The sequence below is a fragment of the Pseudomonas protegens CHA0 genome, from assembly GCF_000397205.1.
GTDB lineage: Bacteria > Pseudomonadota > Gammaproteobacteria > Pseudomonadales > Pseudomonadaceae > Aquipseudomonas > Aquipseudomonas protegens.
On the sequence record NC_021237.1, the window covers coordinates 3,777,559 to 3,798,722 of the forward strand.

Genomic DNA, 21,164 nt, shown 5'->3' on the forward strand with positions numbered 1-21,164 from the left:
CATCCCCTTCGGAGCCACGATGCCCACCCCCAAGGACCTTGCCAGTGACAGCGGCGCACCGATGATTCCCGAACAGCGCCGCGAGCAGATCCTGCGCCAGTTGCGCAAGCACCAGGTGCTCAGCGTGCATCAGTTGATGGAGATGTTCGACTGCTCGCACATGACCGTGCGCCGGGATATCGCCCTGCTGGAGCAGGAAGGCCGCGCCCACTCGGTAACCGGCGGGGTGCGCATCGCCAGCCAGTTGCACAGCGAGCCCAGCCATCAGTCCAAGGCCGTGGTGGAGCTGCCGCAGAAGCAGGCCATGGCCAAGCTGGCGGCGAGCCTGCTGCACGCGGACATGACCGTGTACCTGGACGCCGGCACCAGCACCCTGGAAATCGTGCCCTACATCAAGGCGCTGTCGGGGATGACCGTGGTGACCAACGATTTCGGCGTGGCCCAGGCCCTGATGGACGCGCCCCAGGTGACGGTGATCCATACCGGCGGGCAATTGGACCACTCCAACCACTCCTGTGTCGGCGGGCTGGCGGTGGCCACCCTGCGCCAGGTGGTGACCGACGTGGCCTTTATCTCCACCAGTTCCTGGGACCTGCGCCGGGGCATCACCACGCCATCGGCGCTGAAGGTCGAGGTCAAGCAGGTGGCGATGCAGTCGGCGACCCAGGTGGTGCTGGTGGCCAGCAGCTCCAAGTACGGCACCTTCAGCATGTACAAGATCGCCGGGCTGGAACAGTTCGACATCATCATCAGCGACGCCGCACTGGCCCCTGCGGCGGCGGACGGGATCCGCAAGCACGGTGTGGAACTGCTGCTGCCGGCACAATCCTGAGCCAGCGATAGCCCCGGCCCACAGCAGCCCGTGGCGCAGGACTTGCTCCCGGGCGACGAAGAGACCGCAGTAGCCACTAGCGGTTTTTTTCAGTCTCGGCCATGAACTGCCCCAGCTCGCGGGCGTAGAACCGGGCCATGCCGGTGGTGCCGTGGCCACGGGTTTCGGCGCTGGCGGGAATCAGCAGCAGGCGGGCATTTTTCACCTGTTTGAGCGCCGCTTGCAGGGTGCCGGTTTCCGGCGGGTTGCGCTCGTCGTCCGCGGCGTTGATCACCAGCACCGGCGCCTGGATCCTGCCCAGCCCCGGCATGGCGTTGTAGTCCGCCGAGGACTGCCACTGGTAGATGAAGTCATTGGCATCGGCGCCCTGGCTGGCCTTGAGGCGCTCCTGCACCAGCTGGTCAGCCTGGGCCCGGGTCGGCGCCAGGGCCTGATAGGCCAGGGTGCCGCCGCTGGTGCCGGTGGCGAACAGCGCGTTGGCCAGGCGCAGCGACGGCGGCTGTTGCCGGTAGTTGCCCTGCTCCCAGGCCGGGTCCTGCTTGATCGACTCCACCAGCAGGCGGCGCATCATCCAGTTGCGCGAAGACATTTCCCCCGGCTGGGAGGCCATGGGCACCAGGGCGTCCATCATCTGCGGCCACTTCTGGCCCCAGATCCAGGCCTGCATGCCGCCCATGGAATTGCCGATGATCAGCCGCAGGTGCTTGACCCCCAGCCCTTCGGTCAGCAGCCGGTACTGGGCCTGGACCATGTCCTCGTAGTTGTACTGGGGGAACCGCGCCCGCAGGCCGTCCGAAGGCTTGCTCGACTGGCCGACGCCGATGCCGTCGGTGGCGATGATGTAGTACTTGCTGGCATCCAGGGGTTGCCCGGGGCCGAACAGTTCACCGCCAAAATCCTTGCTCAACAGGTCGCTGGCCGGCCGATAGGTGCCATGCAGATAGAGGATCGCCGGGTGCTTGGGGTCCCCCAGGGTGATGTAGTGCAGCTTCAGGTTGGCCAGCTGCTCACCGTTGTGGAAGGTGAATTGCGGGGCCACCCAATCGCCCTCGGTGGCCGGCGGCAAGCTCGCGGCCGCGGCCAGGGACATACCGCCCAGGGACAAAATCAGGCCGAACGCGGCCCGGCAGGCAAAACGCTGCATGGGAAAACTCCTGTGTTTATCGCTACGTATCATCGCGAGCCGTTCGCGGCCTTCGCATCATCTGTAGCCGCTGCCGCAGGCTGCGCAAGGCACCGCAGGGGCCTCGACGGCCGGGGAATCGCTGGGAGCCTGCGGCTCGTTCGCAGCCTGCGGCAGCGGCTACATAAAGCGATGCGCGAAGGCCCCCAGGGCCTTGCGCGACGCTCCCCAGATACCTTTTGCTTCGCAACCTGCAGTGGCGGCTACACCGCCGAGCCTTAGCGCGCCTGCCAGTCCCGCAGCCACTGCAGGCCGGCGGAGGTGTTGCCGCGCGGGCGGTATTCACAACCGACCCAGCCGTCGTAGCCAAGGTCGTCCATCAGCTGGAACAGGTAGGGATAGTTCAGTTCCCCCAGGTCCGGCTCGTGACGATCCGGTACCCCGGCGATCTGGATGTGGCCGATCCCGGCCAGGTCGCGGCGCAGTTTCACCGCCAGGTCGCCTTCGACGATCTGGCAGTGATAGCAGTCGAACTGCACCTTGAGGTTGGCCGCGCCGACTTCCTTGCAGATGGCCTGGGCCTGGTCCTGGCGGTTGAGGAAGAACCCCGGCATGTCCCGGGTGTTGATCGGCTCCAGCAGCACCGTGACCCCGACCTTGGCCGCCTGGGCCGTGGCGTGGGCCAGGTTCTCCAGGTAGACGCCGTGGTGCCGCGGGCGATCGTTCTCGGACGGCAGCAGGCCGGCCATCACGTGGACCCGCGAGTTGCCCAGCACCGCGGCGTATTCCAGGGCCTTGTCGAAACCCTGGCGGAATTCCTGCTCGCGCCCGGGCAGGGAAACGATGCCCCGCTCCCCCGCCGCCCAGTCGCCGGGCGGAGCGTTGAACAAGGCCTGTTGCAGGCCGTGGTCGTCCAGGCGCTGTTTCAGCTCCTGGGGGCTGTAGTCGTAGGGAAACAGATACTCCACGGCCGTGAAGCCGTCGGCCGCCGCGGCAGCGAAACGTTCGAGAAAGTCATGTTCCGGGTAGAGCATGCTGAGGTTGGCAGCAAAACGAGGCATGGAAACTCCTGGGACAAAGGGTCAGACAAATGGCCAGATCAGCAGGGTAATACAGAACCCCAAGGTGCCGAGCAAGGTGGTGATCACGGTCCAGGTACGCAGGCCGTCCGCGACGTTGAGGCCGGCCAGCTTGGTGAAGATCCAGTACCCGGCGTCATTGATATGGGACATGGCCAGCCCGCCACCGCCCATGGCCAGGCACAGCAGGGCCATGTGGTTGGGGCTCAGGTTGAGGGTGGCGATCAGCGGCGCGATGATGCCCGCCGTAGTCACCAGGGCCACGGTGGTGGAGCCCTGCACCGCACGCAGCAGCATGGTCAGCAGAAAACCCAGGGCCAGCACCGGCAGGCCGGTGGTGCGCAGCAGGTCGGAGACCACCGCGCCGATCCCGGTATCCACCAGCACCTTGCCAAACACCCCCCCGGCCCCGGCGATCAGGATCACCATGGCCACCCCGGGCAGCGCCGAGCCGATCACGTCGGACACCTGGCTGCGGCTCCAGCCGCGGCGCGAGCCCAGCAGCCAGGCACACAGCAAGGTGTCCAGCAGCAGCGCCACCAGCGGCGCGCCAAGTACCGTCAGCACCCCGCGCAGGGTGGATTCCAGGGGCAGCAAGGAGGTAGCCAGGGTGCCCAGCAGGATCAGCACGATGGGCAGCAGGATCAGGCTGACGATCAGGCCGAACCCCGGTGGTGGTGCCGGTGGCAGTTTCGCCGCCAGGCTGCCGGTGGATTCTTCCAGGCCCATGTGCGCCACAGCGGCCACCGCCTGGGGGCTGGCAGGCTGCTCGGAACCGTTGTTCCAGGCGGCGAGGTCTTCATTGGTGACGTGCGGGCCGTAGACTTCGGCGCGGATGTCATCGGTCATCGGGTAGTTGCGCCGGGTCATGCGCCCCGCCACGCGGTAGCCCACGTAGCACAGCAGCGCGGTCAGCGGCAGGCCGAACATCAGCACCCGGCCCAGGTCCGCGCCCAGCTGGCTGGCCGCGGCCACCGCTCCAGGGTGCGGCGGCAGGAAGGCGTGCACGGTGAGCAGCGCGGCGCACATCGGCAAGGCGAACACCAGCAGCGGCTTGCGCGCACTGCGGGCCACGCCATAGGCCAGGGGCATGAGGATGATCACCCCGACCTCGAAGAACACCGGCACGCCGATGATGAATCCGGCCATGGTCAGCGCCAGGGGCGTGCGCCGGTTGCCAAAGCGCTCGATCAGGGTCTTGGCCAGCGCCTCGGCGCCGCCGGAAAGCTCGATGATGCGGCCGATCATCGCGCCCAGGGCGATGATGATGGCGATGTGGCCGAGGGTCTTGCCCATGCCGCCCTCGATGGTGGCCACCAGCTCCGCCGGTTTCACCCCGGCCACCAGCGCCACCAGGATGCTTACCAGCATCAGCGCGACAAAGGGCTGGAACTTGTACTTGAGCACCAGGAACAGCAACAGGGCGATACCGGCCCCGGCGGTGATCATCAGAATCAGCGGGCTCATTGCACAAGCCCTCCACCCAGTGGCTGGCAGGGGGTGCTGGTGGTGCGGGAACCCGTAAAGCAAATGCAGTCATTCATCTCGGGAAATCCTGTTGTTATTGTTTTTCAACGGCAAGCCGCTCCCCGCGAAAGCCTCATGAAGGCTTCCGTGGACTGGCGTGCATGAAACGCTGGCAGTGTCGCGGGCTTACCAGGTGGCGCCGAAAGCGTCCCGCAGCTCATCCAGGGCGGCCTGATCCAGAGGTGCCGGGCGCGGCTGGCTCATCAGCCACAGGCGCGCGGTTTCCTCCAGCTCTTCCAGGGCGTAGCTGGCCTTGGACACACTGCTTTCCCAGACCACCGGGCCCAGGCGTTCGAGCATCACCCCACGCACCTGGTTGGCCAGTTGCGCCACCTGCTCGGCGACCTTGGGCGAACCCGGGCGCTGGTAGCCGATCAGCGGGATGTGCCCGACCTTCATCACCTGGTACGGGGTCAGCGGCGGCAGGATGTCGTCCTCGCGCCAGACCCCGGCCAGGGTCAAGGCCACCAGGTGGGTGGAATGGGTATGCACCACCCCGCCCACCCCGGGATTGCGGTCATACACCTGGCGATGCAGGGCCAGGGTCTTGGACGGTTTGTCGCCGCTGACCCACTCCCCCGCCAGGTTGACCTTGGCGATGGCTGCAGGGTCGAGCCGGCCCAGGCAGATGTCGGTGGGGGTGATCAGCCAGCCATCATCGAGCCGCGCACTGATGTTGCCGGCGCTGCCCACGGTGTAGCCGCGCTGATAGAGGCTGCGGCCGACATCACAGATTTCTTCGCGCAGAGCGTTTTCCCGGCTCATGCCTGACCTCCCGCCAGTTGACCCAGGGCCTTGCTGAAAAAGTCGCGACCACCGAAGTTGCCGGACTTCAGCGCCAGGGCCAGGGGCTCGCCGCCACTGCTGACGGTGGCCGGGACCCCGGGATCGATCTGCGCGCCGATCTGCAGCAGGCGCACGTCCAGGGCCTTGACCACGGCGCCGGAGGTTTCCCCGCCAGCCACCACAAAGCGCCGCACGCCGCTGTCGCGCAGGCCCCGGGCGATCTCGCCCAGGGCATTCTCCACCAGCGCTCCGGCACGTTCGGCACCGAGCTGACGCTGCACCGCCTTGACCTCTTCCGGCGTGCTGGTGGCGTAGATCAGCACCGTGCCCTGCTGCTCCCGGGCAAAGGCCAGGGCCTGTTCCACCACCGCCTCGCCGGCCGCCAGGGCCAGCGGGTCGATGCGCCAGGCCGGGCGCTCGGCTTCCAGCCAGGCATCGACCTGAGCATTGGTGGCCAGGGAGGCACTGCCGGCCAGCACCACTTCGCCACCGGCTACCTTGGGCAGGCTTGCAGCGTCGAGGTCGCGCAGCTTGCCGGCGCGACGGAAGTTTTCCGGCAGGCCCAGGGCCAGCCCGGAACCGCCAGTGAGCAGCGGCAGGTCGGCGCAGGCGGCGCCGAGGGTATAGAGGTCGGCATCGGACAGCGCGTCGGCAATCGCCAGGGCAACACCCTGCCCGCGCAGTTCGGCGATCCTGCTGCGCACCGCCTCCACGCCCTGGGCGATGCTGTCGTAGCGCAGCAGGCCCACCGGCAGCCGGGTCTGGGATTGCAGGACCCGCACCAGGTTGGCATCGGTCATCGGCGTCAGCGGGTGATGCTGCATGCCCGATTCGCTGAGCAACTGGTCCTGGACGAACAGGTGGCCACGGAAAATGGTCCGGCCGTTCTCCGGGAACGCCGGGCAGGCCAGGGTGAAATCGCTGCCCAGGGCCTCGAGCAAGGCCTCGCTGACCTGACCGATGTTGCCCGCCGCGGTGGAATCGAAGGTCGAGCAGTATTTGAAGAAGATCTGCTCGCAGCCCTGGTCCCGCAGCCATTGCAGGGCGGCCAGGGATTCGGCCACCGCTTCGCTGGCCGCAGTGGTGCGCGACTTCAGCGCGATCACCACGGCGTCGGCGTCCAGCCCGGCAGCCACTTCAGCGCTGGGAATGCCGATGCTCTGCACAGTGCGCATGCCACCGCGAACCAGCATGTTGGCCAGGTCCGTGGCCCCGGTGAAATCGTCGGCGATGCAGCCCAGCAACGGGCGTGGATTGGAAATCGTCATCACGGGTTCCTCACTCGGCATCGGGCTTGGCCACGGGCAGGTCGATGCCCGGGAAGATCTTGATCACCGCCGAGTCGTCCTCGCGGCCAAAACCGGCGCTGGAGGCCTGCATGAACATCTGGTGCGCGGTGGCCGACAGCGGCAGCGGGAATTTGCTGGCCCGGGCGGTATCCAGCACCAGCCCCAGGTCCTTGACGAAGATGTCCACCGCGGACAGCGGTGTGTAGTCGGCCTTGAGGATATGCGGAACGCGGTTCTCGAACATCCAGGAGTTGCCCGCGCTGTGGGTGATCACCTCGTACAGGGCATCGGCGTCCACCCCTTCGCGCAGCCCCAGGGCCATGGCTTCGGCGGATGCCGCGATATGCACCCCGGCCAGCAACTGGTTGATGATCTTGACCTTGGAGCCCAGGCCATGAGCATCCCCCAGGCGATAGACCTTGCCGGCCATGCCCCCCAGAATCGCCTCGGCCCTGGCGTAAGCGGTGGCCGGGCCGGAGGTCATCATGGTCATCTCGCCGGCGGCGGCCTTGGCCGCGCCCCCGGAGATCGGTGCATCCAGATAGAGCAGGCCCAGGGCCTCCAGGCGCTGGCCCAGGTCCACGGCGTAGGTCGGGGCCACGGTGGCGCAGCCGATCACCAGGCTGCCGGGACGCAGTGCCGCTGCCGCCCCGCCCTCACCGAACAGCACACTTTCGGTCTGCTCGGCATTGACCACCACGGTGACAATCACATCGCATTCGCCGGCCAGTTGCGCCGCCGAGGCGCAAGCCACGCCGCCTTCGCTGGCGAACTGCTCGGTGACCGCAGCACGGACGTCACAGGCATGCACCTTGAAACCGCTGCGCAGCAACGACCGGGCGATGCCCAGGCCCATGGCGCCAAGACCGATGACACCGACATTGTTGTTATTCATGGGGGACTCCAGAAATAGACCAGGACTGTGCCGCGCCAGACAGGCGCCGGGCAAGAACCGGGCAGGACAGGGAAATCCGGATTGCAGGTCCGGCAAATGCAACACAGGCAGCAACAGGCGCAGCGCCAGACGGCAAGCCCGGAAGGTGCATGGCACCGTGGGCAGGTGCCGAGAGAGGCAGGAGCGAATCGATCATCATGGCCATCCTGTTGCTGTTGTTATCAGGTTGAGCTTTGGCTGTGAACGATCATCCACCAATGAACGGATTATGTGAAGAAGTTTTTCAATCTAACATTTTTTAACATTACCTTGAGCGCCCGGCCCCGGCCAGCCACTGGTCGGAAGCCGACGGCCGGTGCCCCGTGGGCTGCTACAACCCTTCACAGCCCTGATCTGGATCAGCATGGCCCGGGGTGACCTGGCCGAGGCTGAATGAACGAGGGCTGCTGACTGGCGGTAGCACCCTTCATCGCAACCCCGTTGACGCTCCCCCTGGCGGAGAGCTCAATGGCCTGTCTGGTTATGCTTGGATAAGGATGATTCAACATGGCAAAGATTGAGGTTTTATCAGGTGATTTCCTGCAAGGCGCCGGCGAGTACCGGCACGGCACCTTCAGGCTCAAGACGGTATTCAACAGCAACGGCGTCGAGGTCAAGGCATCGGCCTTCAAGACACTGGAGATCGCCAGCGAAAGCCCCATCACCAACAAGGACGCCCTGGGCTACGGCATTGCCGGCGCCATGCTGTTGGGCCCGGTGGGCGCCCTGGCCGGGTACCTGATGGCGGGTACGGAAAACGAAGTGACCTTCATCGGCACCCTCAAGGATGGCCGGCAGTTGATGGCGGCCACCGATAGCGCGACCTACAAGGATATCTCCCAGCACTTGCTGCACTGATAATCCTCGTCGCTATATTCAGTGCTCATGACATCCCCATCTGTCATGGGCACTTTCTTTATATGAAACTTATATATATCCGCCTCTCGCATCAGCTAATTCCCACCCTTAGCTGAACCTCACCTGAAACTTCGTAACTGACCAATGATTCAGGGCAATTTAACCTTGACTCCAGCCCCCCTCCTGAGTAAATTGCGCGGGCCGGTAATTACGGCCCTTTGTTTAACTCACTAAAGAAGCCAATGGACACAGTATCTAGACGCTGTCTGGTCACTGCCGCTGCGCAGAGCCAGGCACTTAACCCTGAAAATGACGGGACTCGACTCCGCGGTCGGGTAAGCTGCGCTAGGGCTTGACGCTCCAACGTAACTTGCCTCCCCCGGAGCCAGTCCGGTCGCGAGGCAAATGTTATGCACTTCACTTCCTCTGTAATGCCAGGCGTTCGCGCCTTCGCCGCCACCATGCGGGTCAAGCTGTGCCGTGAGCCCAAGGTTCTGGCGCGCTCGCCGTTTTCTCGTGCCGCCCCCACCCCCTCGACCGCCCTGCGAGCCAATTGGCGCGTCTGCCCGATGACCGGGCAGTTGCAGCAACGCTGGAGCTTCGACGATAGCCAGGACCCGCAGAGTCGGGGCGCTGCCCTGCTCCTGCAGCAGGCCGGACTGATCTTCGGCCTGTACCTCGGGGCACGCAGCTCAGCCTGAACCAGCGGTAACTTTCCGTTGTTTGCAAACGAACTTTAAAAGTTTAAGTTCGGCGGCGTGCTAGTGCCTGTCAGTTAATAAAGTTACTGGAGAAAGTTATGGAAGAGGCCAGTAGTAGGTTCGCTGCCCATACAACTTCATTGTTTGGGCAGCGAACGTTAAAACCTGAAAAACGCCAAGATCAAAATCGATCGCTAACCTGCGGCTCGACATGTTTTCGCTCGCCTTTAATTAGTTGAGTGTTGCTGTGTCGTGCCGCAAGCAGGCGGCAGGAGCACAGACCATGACTGTAAAAACCCCAACTTCCCGCAACACCAGCGCCACCAGTGACAGCAACAAGCTGTCGATGCGTGCCGCCCGCGAAGCCCAGAACGGCCTGGCCGTCACCCTGGCCAACGTCAACTCCACCACCGCCGGCCTCACTGAACTGGATGCCGAGGGCCGCCTGCAACGGGACGGCCACAACGAGGTCGCCCACGACCGTCCGCCACACGCTCTGGTGCAGCTGCTCCAGGCTTTCAACAACCCTTTCATCTATGTGCTGATGACCCTGACCGGTATCAGTTTCTTCACCGACTTCTGGCTGCCGCTGCAGGCCGGCGAAGAAACCGATCTCACCGGGGTCATCATCGTCCTGGTGATGGTGCTGGCCAGCGGCCTGATGCGTTTCTGGCAGGAACACCGCTCGGCCAAGGCCGCCGAAGCGCTCAAGGCCATGGTACGGACCACCGCCGCCGTACTGCGCCGCGAGCAGATGGGCATGCAGGCCCGGGTGCGTGAAGTGCCGATGCGCGACCTGGTGGTGGGCGACATCATCCAGCTGTCCGCCGGTGACATGATCCCTGCCGATATCCGCCTGATCGAATCCCGCGACCTGTTCATCAGCCAGGCGGTGCTCACCGGCGAAGCCTTGCCGGTTGAAAAGTACGACACCCTGGGCGCCGTCCAGGAAAAGTCCGCCACCGCCCAGGCCGCCGATCAGCAAGACCTGCTGGACCTGCCGAACATCTGCTTCATGGGCACCAACGTGGTCAGCGGCACGGCCACCGCCGTGGTCGTGGCCACCGGCTCGCGCACCTACTTCGGTTCCCTGGCCCGCTCCATCGTCGGCTCCCGCACCCAGACCGCCTTCGACCGCGGGGTCAACAGCGTCAGCTGGCTGCTGATCCGCTTCATGCTGGTGATGGTGCCCATCGTTCTGCTGATCAACGGATTCGCCAAGGGCGACTGGGCCGAAGCCTTCATGTTCGCCCTGGCAGTGGCCGTCGGCCTGACCCCGGAAATGCTGCCGATGATCGTCAGCGCCAACCTGGCCAAGGGCGCCTCGGCCATGGCCAAGCGCAAGGTGGTGGTCAAGCGCCTCAACGCGATCCAGAACTTCGGCGCCATGGACGTGCTCTGCACCGACAAGACCGGCACCCTGACCCAGGACCGGATCATCCTCGAACATCACGTCGACATCAGCGGCAGCCGCTGCGATGAAGTGCTGCAACTGGCCTGGCTCAACAGCTACCACCAGAGCGGCATGAAGAACCTGATGGACCGCGCAGTGGTCAGCTTCGCCGAGGAGAACCCGCACTTCACCCCGCCTGCCGCCTGGCGCAAGGTGGATGAGCTACCGTTCGACTTCGTCCGGCGGCGCCTGTCGGTCATCCTCGCCGATGCCCGCGGCCACCACCTGCTGGTGTGCAAGGGCGCGGTGGAAGAAATGCTGGAAACCGCCACTCGGGTCCGCAAGAACGGTGTCACCCATACCATCGACGCTGCCCTGCGTGCCGAGTTGCTGCAACTGGCCGAAGACTACAACCGCGACGGTTTCCGCGTGCTGCTGGTGGGCACCCGTGACATCGCCCGGGACCAGATCAAGAACCAGTACAGCGCCAGCGACGAACGCGAGCTGGTGATCGAAGGCTTCCTGACCTTCCTCGATCCGCCGAAGGAAACCGCCGGCCCGGCGATTGCCGCCCTGCGCGACAACGGGGTCACCGTGAAGGTACTGACCGGTGACAACGCCATCGTCACCGCGAAGATCTGCCGCGAGGTCGGCCTGGAGGTCGGCGAGCCGCTGCTGGGTCGTGACATCGAGCGCATGGACGACGAAGTGCTGGGGCGCCTGGTGGAAGAGCGCACGGTATTTGCCAAGCTCACCCCGCTGCAGAAGTCCCGGGTGCTCAAGGCATTGCAGGCCAACGGCCACACCGTGGGCTTTCTCGGCGACGGCATCAACGACGCTCCGGCGCTGCGCGATGCCGATGTCGGCATCTCGGTGGACAGCGGCACCGACATTGCCAAGGAATCGGCGGACATCATCCTCCTGGAAAAGAGCCTGATGGTGCTGGAGGAAGGGGTGATCAAGGGTCGCGAGACCTTCGGCAACATCATGAAGTACCTGAACATGACCGCCAGCTCCAACTTCGGCAACGTGTTCTCGGTGCTGGTGGCCAGTGCCTTCATTCCGTTCCTGCCGATGCTGGCGATCCACCTGCTGCTGCAGAACCTGATGTACGACTTCTCCCAGCTGGCCCTGCCGTGGGACAAGATGGACAAGGAATACCTGAGCAAGCCACGCAAGTGGGACGCCAAGAACATCGGGCGCTTCATGCTGTGGATCGGGCCGACCTCGTCGATCTTCGACATCACCACCTTTGCCCTAATGTGGTACGTGTTTGCCACCAACAGCGTGGAAATGGCCGCCCTGTTCCAGTCCGGCTGGTTCATCGAAGGCCTGCTCTCCCAGACCCTGGTGGTGCACATGCTGCGCACCCGCAAGATCCCGTTCATCCAGAGCACCGCGGCACTGCCGGTCATGCTCGCCACGGGCCTGGTGATGGCACTGGGTATCTATGTGCCCTTCTCGCCTCTGGGCAGCATGGTCGGCCTGGTGCCGCTGCCATGGGAATACTTCCCTTGGCTGGTGGGTACCCTGCTCAGCTACTGCGTGGTCGCCCAGACCATGAAGACCCTGTACATCCGCCGCTTCAAGCAGTGGTTCTAAGGGCCTGAGCCCGGTGCGACCGCCCCACGGCGGTCGCACCAGATACAGCAAACCAACGATGCCACCGTCGGCGCGGCCAGCGCCCTGTCGACGGCGACGCTGTTCGCCCGAAAGGAGCATCGCCATGTTTTTCAAAGCTTTTTCGCTGTTGCAACGCGGCCTGAAGGCCTTGCTGGTCTGCGGCCTGTGCGCCTGCGCCAGGCTGCTCGCCCGCCTGAGCATCCGCCTCTATGTGCGGGGCCTGCTGAGCGCCGTTGAAATGCGTTTCCTGCTGGGGTTCAGCGCCGCCATCACCCGCGCCTCGCTGCGCCTGGCGATTGCCTGAAACCTGTCACAGTCCCGGGAGAATACTCATGTCGGGCACTACTCTTCTGATCAACCTGGCCGGCGCCATCGCGCTGTTGCTGTGGGGCTCGCAGATGATCTGCGGCTCACTCCTGCGGGGCTTCGGCAGCCCGCTGCGGCACTGGCTCGGGCAACACCTGAACAACCGCTGGCTGGCGCTGCTGTGCGGCGTCGGCATCACCGGCGTGGTGCAAAGCAGCACTGCGGTGAGCCTGATGGCCAGCTCCTTCACCGCCGCCGGCACCCTGGGCCTGGCCCCGGCGCTGGCGGTGATGCTGGGGGCCAATATCGGCTCGACCCTGGTGGTCCAGCTGCTCAGCCTCGACCTCTCGCTGGCGGCACCTGTGGCATTGCTGGCGGGCTTCCTGTGCTTTCGCCTGCGGGACGATTCGCGCTTTGAAAGCATCGGCTGCGCACTGATCGGCCTGGGCCTGATGCTGCTGGCCCTGGGCATGCTCGGCGCGACCCTGGGGGCGGTGGAAGGTACCCCAGTGTTCCAGCTGGTGATGACCAGCCTCGACGGCGACCTGCTGCTGGCCCTGCTGGTGGCGCTGCTGCTGACCTGGATGTGCCACTCCAGCGTTGCCGTGGTGCTGCTGATTGCCTCGCTGGCCGGTACTGGGCTGCTGTCGCCGGCCACCAGCATGGCCCTGGTGCTGGGGGTCAACCTCGGCAGCACCCTGCCCTCGCTGCTCAGCGCCAGCGGCAACGTGGCCCGGCGCCTGCCCCTGGGCAACCTGCTGGTGCGCCTGTCGGGAGCGGCGCTGCTGATGCCCTGGATCGCCACCCTGGGCCAGTGGCACGTCATCGAGCAACTGCCTCCGGCACTGCTGGTGGTGGCCCTGCACACTGCCTTCAGCCTGGTGCTGGCGCTGCTGTTCATCGGTTTCACCGGGCCAATGGCCAAGCTGCTGACCCGGCTGCTGCCGGCCCCGGCCGCGGTGACCGACCCGGGCATGCCGCTGTACCTGGACGAAGCCGGCCTGGAAGTGGCCAATATCGGCCTGTCCAACGCCGCCCGCGAAGCCTTGCGCATGGCCGACATGCTCTCGGGCATGCTCGACCGGGTGCTGCAGCTGTTTCGCACCGCCAACCAGGCCAATGCCGATCAGGTGCGCCATATCGATCAGTCCCTGGACCTGCTCAGCGCGGCGATCCGCGCCTACCTGGCGGATATCGGCAAGGAAGGCATCAGCGACCAGGATGCCGACCGCTCCCAGGAAATCCTGCTGCTGGTGATCAACCTGGAACACGCCGGGGACATTCTCGCCACCAGCCTGGCGCACCTGGCCGCGCGGCGCTTGCGCCGTGGCGAGCCGTTTTCCGAGTTCGAGCTGAGCACCCTGTACCCGCTGCACCAGGAACTGCTGGACAGCCTGAGCCTGGCCATCACCGTGTTCCTGCGCGAAGACCTGCCCACCGCCCACCAACTGGTGGCGCGCAAGGAAAACGTGCGGCGCCTGGAAGCCGCCGCCAGCCGCGAGCACTTTCGCAAGTTGCGCGAAGACCGTGGCGCCTGGGCCGAATCTGGGGACATTTTCCAGCGCTTGCTGCGCGACTACCGCCGGGTTCACCACCACATCGCCGCCCTGGCCTACCCGGCCCTGGAGCGCGCCGGTGAACGGGACATCGAGCACGCTTACCTCAACGAACCGCTGCCCGGCGAGACCAGCATCAGCCCGGTAAAGGAGAACAGCCCATGCGCGTCCTGATCTGCGCCGGGCGCTACTACGCCGACGACCGCCGGTGCCGCCAGGTCCTCGACGCCTTTCAGCGCCTGCATGAAACCCGCGTGGTGATTCATGGCGGCAGCCAGTTCCTCGGCGCCCATATCGAGGACTGGGCCCGGGACATCGGCGCCGACATCGTCCGCTACCCGCCCAACTGGCAACGCCATGGCAAGCACGCCGAACGCCTGCGCAACGCCTTCATGCTGGCCGACAGCCGCCCCGACATCGTCCTCGCCCTGCCCGGTGGGGAAGACACCGAAGAACTGCTGGCCCAGGCCCGGGCCCGGCAGATCCAGGTTCTGTCGATGGCCGACCAGTAAGCCTCCCAAGCCGCCACCCTCTGCACCGGCCCGCACGCCAGATGCACCGGTGCCCCAACCCAGAACGAGATCCGCCATGTCCAAGCACACCCCACATCGCCCCTCGCGTTCCAGCGCCTTTGGCCACCCTCTGCCTGCCGCGAAAAGCCGCATGCTCAAGCGCAACCTGCTGTTCCTCGCCCTCACCGCCAGCGCGACCGCCACCCTGGCCCTGTGCTCCAAGGCCCAGGCCGCCGGCGGCGCCTACGTGGTGGACGACGGCGCCATCAACGCTCCCGGGGAATGCAATGTCGATGTCTGGTACCAGAGCACCCGCCACCAGGGCTCCAGCCACACCAGCGTGGTGGCCCCGACCTGCACCTTCAGCCAACTGCCCTGGGTGCAACTGGGGGCCGCGATGCAGCGCCAGCAGGCCGACGGCCAGGGCGAGACCCAGCTCAGCCCCCAGGTCAAGCTGGCCCTGCTGGACCGTGAAGACCTGGGCCTGCAACTGGCCCTGGCCGGCTCCGCCCACTGGGCCCTGAACCGCAGCCACAGCTTCGACGGTGGCGACCTCGCCCTGCCACTGACCTTCAGCCCTGTTGCCAGCCTGCGCCTGAACCTGAATGCCGGCTGGGCCCACGCCTATGACGACGGCGACCAGAGCCACCGCTGGGCCTGGGGCAGCGGGCTGGAGTACGACCTGGCCCAGAGCCTGACCCTGATTGCCGAGCGCTACGGCCAACGCGGCGGCGAACAGGGCTGGCAGGCCGGCCCGCGCCTGCACCTGGGCCAGCACCTGGACCTGGACCTGATCGTTGGCCAGCACCTGACCGAAGACCGCGATCGCTGGCTGACCACCGGCGCGACCCTGCGCTTCTAACCCCCGAAAGCGCCCCACCTCTGTAGGAGCTGGCTTGCCAACGAAAGCGTCGGCAAGGGCGATGGAAGACTCAAGGGCCTCTTCGCCGGCAAGCCGGCTCCTACGCAAGGTACGCTCGGCGTTGCGTTGCACCGTAGGAGCTGGCTTGCCAGCGAAGGCGTCGGCAAGGGCGATGCAGGGCTCTGGGACCTCTTCGCCGGCAAGCCGGCTCCTACAGGGCCAGGAGTTGCGCGGTGCACTGGGCGATGCGGCGGCAGGCTTCGGCCAGCCGTTCGCGGTCCAGCACCAGGGCAATGCGGATGTGCCCGACCACGCTGGGGCCGAAGGCTTCGCCCGCCAGCACCGAAACCCCATAACCCTCCAGCAGTCGCTCGGCGAACGCCTGGGCGCCCAGCCCGGTGCGGCGTACGTCGACCATGACGAACATGCCGCCATCGGGCAGCACTGGCCGCAAGCCCGGGCACTGCCCGAGCAGCGTGCACACCAGGTCGCGGCGCTGGCGGTACTCCTCGCGCATCTGTGGCAGTTCCGGCAGTTCGCGGGTCAGCGCCACCACTGCCGCATTCTGGATGAAGTCCGGCAGGCCATAGAGCATGCACAGGGCCAGATTGCTCAGGTGCCCGACCAGCACCGGCGGAGCGATCACCCAGCCCACCCGCCAGCCGCTCATGGCATGGGACTTGGACAGGCTGTTGATGGTGGCGGTGCGCCCACCCATTCGCGGTAGACCGCCCGGGCTCAGGTGCTGGCCTTCGTACAGCAGGTCGCCGTAGACCTCGTCGGAAACCAGCCACAGGTCATGCTCCATGCACAACCGCGCCAGGACCTGCCAGTCATCAAGGGACAGGCTGGCCCCGGAGGGGTTGTTGGGGCTGTTGATGAGCATGGCCCGGGTCCGCGGGCTGATGCGCGCCGCCACTTCCTGCGGGTCCAGGCGAAAGCCCTGCTCGGCCCGTACCGGCACCGGCACCACGGTGGCGCCACAGGCACCGAACACCCCTTCGTAGGTGACGTACATGGGCTCGGCCACCAGCACCTCGTCCCCAGGGCCCAGCAGGCACTGGGCCACGGAGAACACCGCACACTGCGCCCCCGGCAGCACCACCACGTGCTCGGCATCGACGATCTGCCCGGTGCGCTGGTGGTGGCAACGGGCGATGCAACTGCGCAACGCCAGGTTGCCGCGCACGTCCGAATAGTGGGTGTCACCGGCCAGCAGGCTGTCGATGGCCGCCTGGACCACCGGCCGGGGGGTGTCGAAATCCGGATCGCCGATGGTCAGCAACAGCACATCGCGCCCCTGCTCGCGCAAGGCCAAAGCTCGGTAATGGATATCCCAGGCGGCGGAACCTTCTCCGGCAATCCGTTGGGTCAGGGCTGAATAGCGCATCGCTTTCTCCATGAAAGATGCTTCAGCCAGAACCCTAGGTGCTGGCGCGGCACTCGTCGAGCGAGCGCCAGCGCCGTTGGACGCTTAGATCACAAAACGCGCCACCAGAGCGTTCAGGTCCACCGCCAGGCGCGACAGCTCATGGCTGGCGGCGCTGGTCTGGTTGGCTCCGGCCGCCGACTGGGTGGCCAGGTCGCGGATGTTCACCAGGTTGCGGTCCACCTCGCGGGACACCTGCGCCTGCTCTTCCGAGGCGCTGGCGATCACCAGGTTGCGCTCGTTGATCTGGTTGATGGATTCGGCAATCTGCTCCAGGGCCACACCCGCGGCGCGGGCCAGTTCCAGGGTGCTCTGGGTACGCTGGTTGCTCTGCTGCATCGACTCCACCGCGTCGCCCGTGCCGTTCTGGATGCCGGCCACCATCTTCTCGATTTCCTGGGTCGACTGGGCGGTCCGATGGGCCAGGGCCCGCACCTCATCGGCCACCACCGCAAAGCCGCGCCCGGCCTCGCCGGCACGGGCCGCCTCGATGGCCGCGTTGAGGGCCAGCAGGTTGGTCTGCTCGGCGATGGCGCGGATCACGTCCAGCACCTTGCCGATATCCCGGCCCTGGGTCGCCAGGCCTTCGATCATCACCGAGGTGCTCTGCACATCGTGGGTCATGGTCTGGATCGCGTCCACGGTTTCCACCACCCGGTCGCGACCTTCGCGAGCGGCCTGGGTCGACTGCCGGGAAGCCTCGGAAGTGGACACCGCGTTGCGCGCCACCTCCTCCACCGCGGCGGTCATTTCGTTGACCGCGGTGGCCGCCTGTTCGATCTCGTTGTTCTGCTGCTGCAAGCCGCGGGAAGCCTCTTCAGTGACCGCGCTGAGTTCTTCCGAGGCCGAGGCCAGCTGGGTCGCCGAGCCGGCGATCTGCTCGATGGTGCGGCGCAGGCTGGCCTGCATCTCGGCCAGGGCCTGCAGCAGCCGCGCCGGCTCGTCCTTGCCATCGACCTCGATGGCCTGGCGCAGGTTGCCGCCGGCGATCACCTGAGCGGCATTCAGGGCCCTGTTCAGGGGGGTGACGATGCTGCGGGTGAGCAACAGCGCCAGAACAATGGTCAGCAGCGCGGCAAGCACAGCCACCGCCACAATCCCGGCGATGGCGCTGCTGTAGTGCTCGCCGGCAGCCTTGGAAGCGCTCCTGGCATCAGCAGCGTTGATCGCGATCAGTTGGTTCAACTGCTCGCCCATCTGGTCTGTGCCTTCCTTGATCCGCGAATTGATCAGGCTGCGCATTTCATCCAGCTTGTTCTGGCGCGACAGTTCGAGCATCTCGTTCTGCGCCTGCAGGTAGTTGTCCAGGGTCGTAGCGAAGGTCTTGTACAGCGCAGCCTCCTGCGGCCCCGCCGGCAAGGCCGCATAGCTGGCCTGGGCCTTTCTGGCGTTGTCCACCAGCACGCCGATGCGCGTCTGGGCTTCTGCCAGGCCTGCCGGCTCGCGGTTCACCAGCACACGGAAGGAAAGAATCCGCAGGCGCAGCACGTTCTCGGTGAGGTTGCCGAGAAAGCCGACACTGGGCAGCTGGTTGCTTTCCATGTCCATCGAGGCTTCGCGGATCACCGCCATGCGATTGACCGCAAACACCCCCAGCACCACGACCAGCAAGGCAATGAAGGCAAAACCGAGGAAAGCACGAGGGGCGATATTCAGGTTACGCAAGGACATAGGACGACTCTCGAGGGAGAACGGGCGACAGGCATCCATGCCGTTGAGCCGTCGGCGCATCAGGGGCTGTGCCGACGTGGGGCGCCGCGCTGTTGGAAGTCCGCGGGCCTGTCAGAGATATCGGCCGAACTTGAGCTTTCATATGGCTGATTGTTAAAAATATTTCTGAATGTGACCGGTGTATCACTGCTGATACAACACAACGCGAAGTGAATCGATAAAGCGCTACAGCATCGCCCCTCAGCCACCGTTTTCGACCCTGGCTCCGGCCACCCGCCTCCCTATGAAAAGTGCAATTCATTCGCCGGAAAAGCCATTTAGTCCATTCCCGCGGCTGCCCATCATGGCCCCAGTCAATAAAAACAACGCTGAGACTGGATATGAAACCTGAAGACTTTCGTGCCGCAACCGACCGCCCGCTGACCGGTGCCGAATACCTGGCCAGCCTGCGCGACGACCGTGAAATCTACATCTATGGCGACCGGGTCAAGGACGTCACCACCCACCCGGCCTTCCGCAACTCCGCGGCCTCCATGGCCCGCCTGTACGACGCCCTGCACGACCCGGCCACCAAGGAGCAACTGTGCTGGGACACCGACACCGGCAACGGCGGCTACACCCACAAGTTCTTCCGTTCGGCGAAAAGCCCCGATGAACTGCGCCAGCAGCGCGACGCCATCGCCGACTGGTCGCGCCTGACCTATGGATGGATGGGCCGCAGCCCCGACTACAAGGCCGCCTTCGGCAGCGCCCTGGGGGCCAACCCGGAGTTCTACGGGCGCTTCGCAGACAACGCCCGCACCTGGTACAAGCGCATCCAGGAAGCCTGCCTCTACCTCAACCACGCCATCGTCAACCCACCCATCGACCGCGACAAACCGGTGGATCAGGTCAAGGACGTGTTCATCTCGGTGGACGAGGAAGTCGAAGGCGGGATCATCGTCAGCGGCGCCAAGGTGGTGGCCACCAACTCGGCCCTGACCCACTACAACTTCGTCGGCCAGGGCTCGGCCCAGTTGCTGGGGGACAACACCGATTTCGCCCTGATGTTCATCGCACCGATGAACACCCGGGGCATGAAGCTGATCTGCCGCCCTTCCTATGAACTTCAGGCCGGCATGACCGGCTCGCCCTTCGACTACCCGTTGTCCAGCCGCTTCGACGAGAACGACGCGATCCTGATCATGGACAAGGTGTTCATCCCCTGGGAAAACGTGCTGATCTACCGCGATTTCGAGCGCTGCCGCCAATGGTTCCCCCAGGGCGGGTTCGGCCGCCTGTTCCCGATGCAGGGCTGTACCCGGCTGGCGGTCAAGCTCGACTTCATCACCGGGTTGCTGGTCAAGGCCCTGCAATGCACCGGTTCCCTGGAGTTCCGCGGGGTCCAGGCGCAGGTTGGCGAAGTGGTGGCCTGGCGCAACCTGTTCTGGTCCCTGACCGACGCCATGCATGGCAACGCCAGTGAATGGATGAACGGCGTCTACCTGCCCAGTACCCAGGCGCTGCAGGCTTACCGGGTGCTGGCGCCCCAGGCCTACACCGACATCAAGAAGATCATCGAGCAGGTGGTGGCCAGCGGCCTGATCTACCTGCCCTCCGGCTCCCGCGACCTCAAGGACCCGGTCCTCAACCAGTACCTCGGTACCTACTGCCGGGGCTCCGGGGGCATGGGCCACGAGGAGCGGATCAAGATCCTCAAGCTGCTGTGGGACGCCATCGGCACCGAATTCGGCGGCCGCCACGAGTTGTACGAGATCAACTACGCCGGCAGCCAGGACGAGATCCGCATGCAGTGCCTGCGCCACGCCCAGGCCAGCGGCTCGATGAAAGCCATGACCGACCTGGTGGACAAGTGCCTGGGGGACTACGACCTCGACGGCTGGACCGTGCCGCACCTGAGCAACCCGGATGACATCAACATGCTGGACCGCATCCGCCAATAGCCCACGCCACATGCAGGAGCGGGCTTGTGCAGGCGCTGGCTTGCCAGCGAAAACACCCGCCAGAGCGCCACAAGGCCCCAGGCCCCTTCGTCGGCAAGCCGGCTCCTGCAGCGCAATGCCCTGCGTCCACGAGGAATTCGTCATGTCTGTACTCGATCCCAAGCAACTCGCCTTTCGCAACGCCATGGCGCACATGACCGCAGCGGTCAACGTCATCACCAGCAACGGCCCCGCCGGCCGCTGCGGCATCACCGCCACGGCGGTCTGCTCGGTCACCGACAGCCCGCCGACACTGATGGTCTGCGTCAACCGCAACAGCGCCCTGAACCCGGTGTTCAAGGGCAACGGGCGGTTGTGCGTCAACGTCCTCAGCGGCGAACACGAAGAAGTGGCCCGGCACTTTGCCGGCATGACCGGCGTGGCCATGGACCAGCGCTTCGGCCTGCACCCCTGGCGCGACGGCCTGCAGGCCCTGCCGGTGCTGGAGGGCGCCCTGGCCAGCCTGCAGGGGCGCATCACCGAGGTCCAGGAAATCGGCACACACTCGGTAATGCTGGTGGAACTGGATGAAATCGGCGTGCTGGAGCACGGCGACTCACTGGTGTACTTCAGCCGTTGCTTCCATCGCCTGGCCCACCCTTGCCGGGCGGCCTGAACCCTTCCCTCCTGGCCGTCATTTCCCGCGCCTGGATGCCCGCCGGCATCCGGGCCAAGGGCCACCTCCTGCATCTGTAGGATGG

The 21,164-nt window shown here is 65.6% G+C and carries 18 protein-coding genes and 1 pseudogene; 10 read left to right on the forward strand and 9 right to left on the reverse strand.

Going from position 1 to position 21,164, the window contains the following annotated elements:
* Positions 1 to 19 precede the first annotated feature (19 nt).
* Entirely contained in the window at positions 20 to 832 is an 813-nt protein-coding gene (locus PFLCHA0_RS16815) for a DeoR/GlpR family DNA-binding transcription regulator (RefSeq protein ID WP_015635853.1), read from the forward strand.
* Positions 833 to 908: 76 nt separating this feature from the next.
* Here PFLCHA0_RS16815 and PFLCHA0_RS16820 read toward each other — a convergent pair whose 3' ends face one another.
* The 6 genes from PFLCHA0_RS16820 to ltnD all read right to left on the reverse strand — a co-directional run bounded on the left by PFLCHA0_RS16820 (position 909) and on the right by ltnD (position 7,531).
* Positions 909 to 1,976, reverse strand: coding sequence for an alpha/beta fold hydrolase (locus PFLCHA0_RS16820; protein ID WP_015635854.1), 1,068 nt, complete (start codon positions 1,974 to 1,976; stop codon positions 909 to 911).
* 257 nt (positions 1,977 to 2,233) lie between these two features.
* Positions 2,234 to 3,016 carry a 2-oxo-tetronate isomerase gene (gene otnI / locus PFLCHA0_RS16825; RefSeq protein ID WP_011061624.1) on the reverse strand — a complete coding sequence of 261 codons (783 nt, stop codon included), beginning with the start codon at positions 3,014 to 3,016 and terminating at the stop codon, positions 2,234 to 2,236.
* A 21-nt stretch (positions 3,017 to 3,037) separates the two neighbouring features.
* Positions 3,038 to 4,501 (reverse strand): GntP family transporter, encoded by a 1,464-nt coding sequence (locus PFLCHA0_RS16830; RefSeq protein WP_011061625.1) that lies wholly within the window; start codon positions 4,499 to 4,501, stop codon positions 3,038 to 3,040.
* 186 nt (positions 4,502 to 4,687) lie between these two features.
* Positions 4,688 to 5,326, reverse strand: a complete 639-nt coding sequence (gene otnC / locus PFLCHA0_RS16835) for a 3-oxo-tetronate 4-phosphate decarboxylase (protein WP_011061626.1) — start codon at positions 5,324 to 5,326, stop codon at positions 4,688 to 4,690.
* The gene (gene otnK / locus PFLCHA0_RS16840) at positions 5,323 to 6,615 is read right to left on the reverse strand and encodes a 3-oxo-tetronate kinase (protein WP_011061627.1); all 1,293 of its coding nucleotides are present in this window, start codon (positions 6,613 to 6,615) and stop codon (positions 5,323 to 5,325) included. Before otnK ends, otnC begins: the two co-directional genes overlap by 4 nt.
* A gap of 10 nt (positions 6,616 to 6,625) precedes the next feature.
* Positions 6,626 to 7,531, reverse strand: a complete 906-nt coding sequence (gene ltnD, locus PFLCHA0_RS16845) for an L-threonate dehydrogenase (RefSeq protein WP_011061628.1) — start codon at positions 7,529 to 7,531, stop codon at positions 6,626 to 6,628.
* Between the two features lie 546 nt (positions 7,532 to 8,077).
* On the opposite strand from ltnD, the gene PFLCHA0_RS16850 reads away from it, so the two are divergent.
* From PFLCHA0_RS16850 to PFLCHA0_RS16880, 7 genes are all read left to right on the forward strand, one after another.
* Complete coding sequence (locus PFLCHA0_RS16850; RefSeq protein ID WP_011061629.1) at positions 8,078 to 8,428, forward strand: hypothetical protein; 351 nt, start codon at positions 8,078 to 8,080, stop codon at positions 8,426 to 8,428.
* Positions 8,429 to 8,838: 410 nt separating this feature from the next.
* Positions 8,839 to 9,129 (forward strand): hypothetical protein, encoded by a 291-nt coding sequence (locus PFLCHA0_RS16855; protein WP_011061630.1) that lies wholly within the window; start codon positions 8,839 to 8,841, stop codon positions 9,127 to 9,129.
* A gap of 283 nt (positions 9,130 to 9,412) precedes the next feature.
* Positions 9,413 to 12,124 carry a magnesium-translocating P-type ATPase gene (gene mgtA / locus PFLCHA0_RS16860; RefSeq protein WP_015635856.1) on the forward strand — a complete coding sequence of 904 codons (2,712 nt, stop codon included), beginning with the start codon at positions 9,413 to 9,415 and terminating at the stop codon, positions 12,122 to 12,124.
* Positions 12,125 to 12,248: 124 nt separating this feature from the next.
* Positions 12,249 to 12,449: a hypothetical protein gene (locus PFLCHA0_RS16865; RefSeq protein ID WP_015635857.1), complete on the forward strand. Its 201-nt coding sequence runs from the start codon at positions 12,249 to 12,251 to the stop codon at positions 12,447 to 12,449.
* A 28-nt stretch (positions 12,450 to 12,477) separates the two neighbouring features.
* On the forward strand, positions 12,478 to 14,181 hold the full coding sequence (locus tag PFLCHA0_RS16870) for a Na/Pi cotransporter family protein (protein ID WP_011061633.1): 1,704 nt from the start codon (positions 12,478 to 12,480) through the stop codon (positions 14,179 to 14,181).
* The gene (locus PFLCHA0_RS16875) at positions 14,169 to 14,519 is read left to right on the forward strand and encodes a DUF2493 domain-containing protein (RefSeq protein ID WP_041752297.1); all 351 of its coding nucleotides are present in this window, start codon (positions 14,169 to 14,171) and stop codon (positions 14,517 to 14,519) included. The genes PFLCHA0_RS16870 and PFLCHA0_RS16875 overlap by 13 nt, the downstream gene beginning before the upstream one ends.
* 76 nt (positions 14,520 to 14,595) lie before the next feature.
* Positions 14,596 to 15,381: a hypothetical protein gene (locus PFLCHA0_RS16880; protein ID WP_041752298.1), complete on the forward strand. Its 786-nt coding sequence runs from the start codon at positions 14,596 to 14,598 to the stop codon at positions 15,379 to 15,381.
* A gap of 211 nt (positions 15,382 to 15,592) precedes the next feature.
* Here PFLCHA0_RS16880 and PFLCHA0_RS16885 read toward each other — a convergent pair whose 3' ends face one another.
* The 3 genes and pseudogenes from PFLCHA0_RS16885 to PFLCHA0_RS32355 form a co-directional block, all read right to left on the reverse strand.
* The gene (locus PFLCHA0_RS16885) at positions 15,593 to 16,771 is read right to left on the reverse strand and encodes a pyridoxal phosphate-dependent aminotransferase (protein ID WP_015635859.1); all 1,179 of its coding nucleotides are present in this window, start codon (positions 16,769 to 16,771) and stop codon (positions 15,593 to 15,595) included.
* An 84-nt stretch (positions 16,772 to 16,855) separates the two neighbouring features.
* On the reverse strand, positions 16,856 to 17,719 hold the full coding sequence (locus PFLCHA0_RS32350; protein WP_370059506.1) for a methyl-accepting chemotaxis protein: 864 nt from the start codon (positions 17,717 to 17,719) through the stop codon (positions 16,856 to 16,858).
* A pseudogene (locus PFLCHA0_RS32355) lies at positions 17,714 to 18,541 on the reverse strand (MCP four helix bundle domain-containing protein); the annotation flags it as partial. The gene PFLCHA0_RS32350 and the pseudogene PFLCHA0_RS32355, both read right to left, overlap by 6 nt.
* 320 nt (positions 18,542 to 18,861) lie before the next feature.
* Here PFLCHA0_RS32355 and hpaB point away from each other — a divergent pair.
* Both hpaB and hpaC read left to right on the forward strand, forming a co-directional pair.
* A complete protein-coding gene (gene hpaB, locus PFLCHA0_RS16895; RefSeq protein ID WP_015635861.1) occupies positions 18,862 to 20,424 on the forward strand; it encodes a 4-hydroxyphenylacetate 3-monooxygenase, oxygenase component in 1,563 nt (520 codons plus the stop codon).
* Positions 20,425 to 20,566: 142 nt separating this feature from the next.
* A complete protein-coding gene (hpaC, locus tag PFLCHA0_RS16900) occupies positions 20,567 to 21,079 on the forward strand; it encodes a 4-hydroxyphenylacetate 3-monooxygenase, reductase component (protein ID WP_011061639.1) in 513 nt (170 codons plus the stop codon).
* Positions 21,080 to 21,164: the final 85 nt, after the last annotated feature.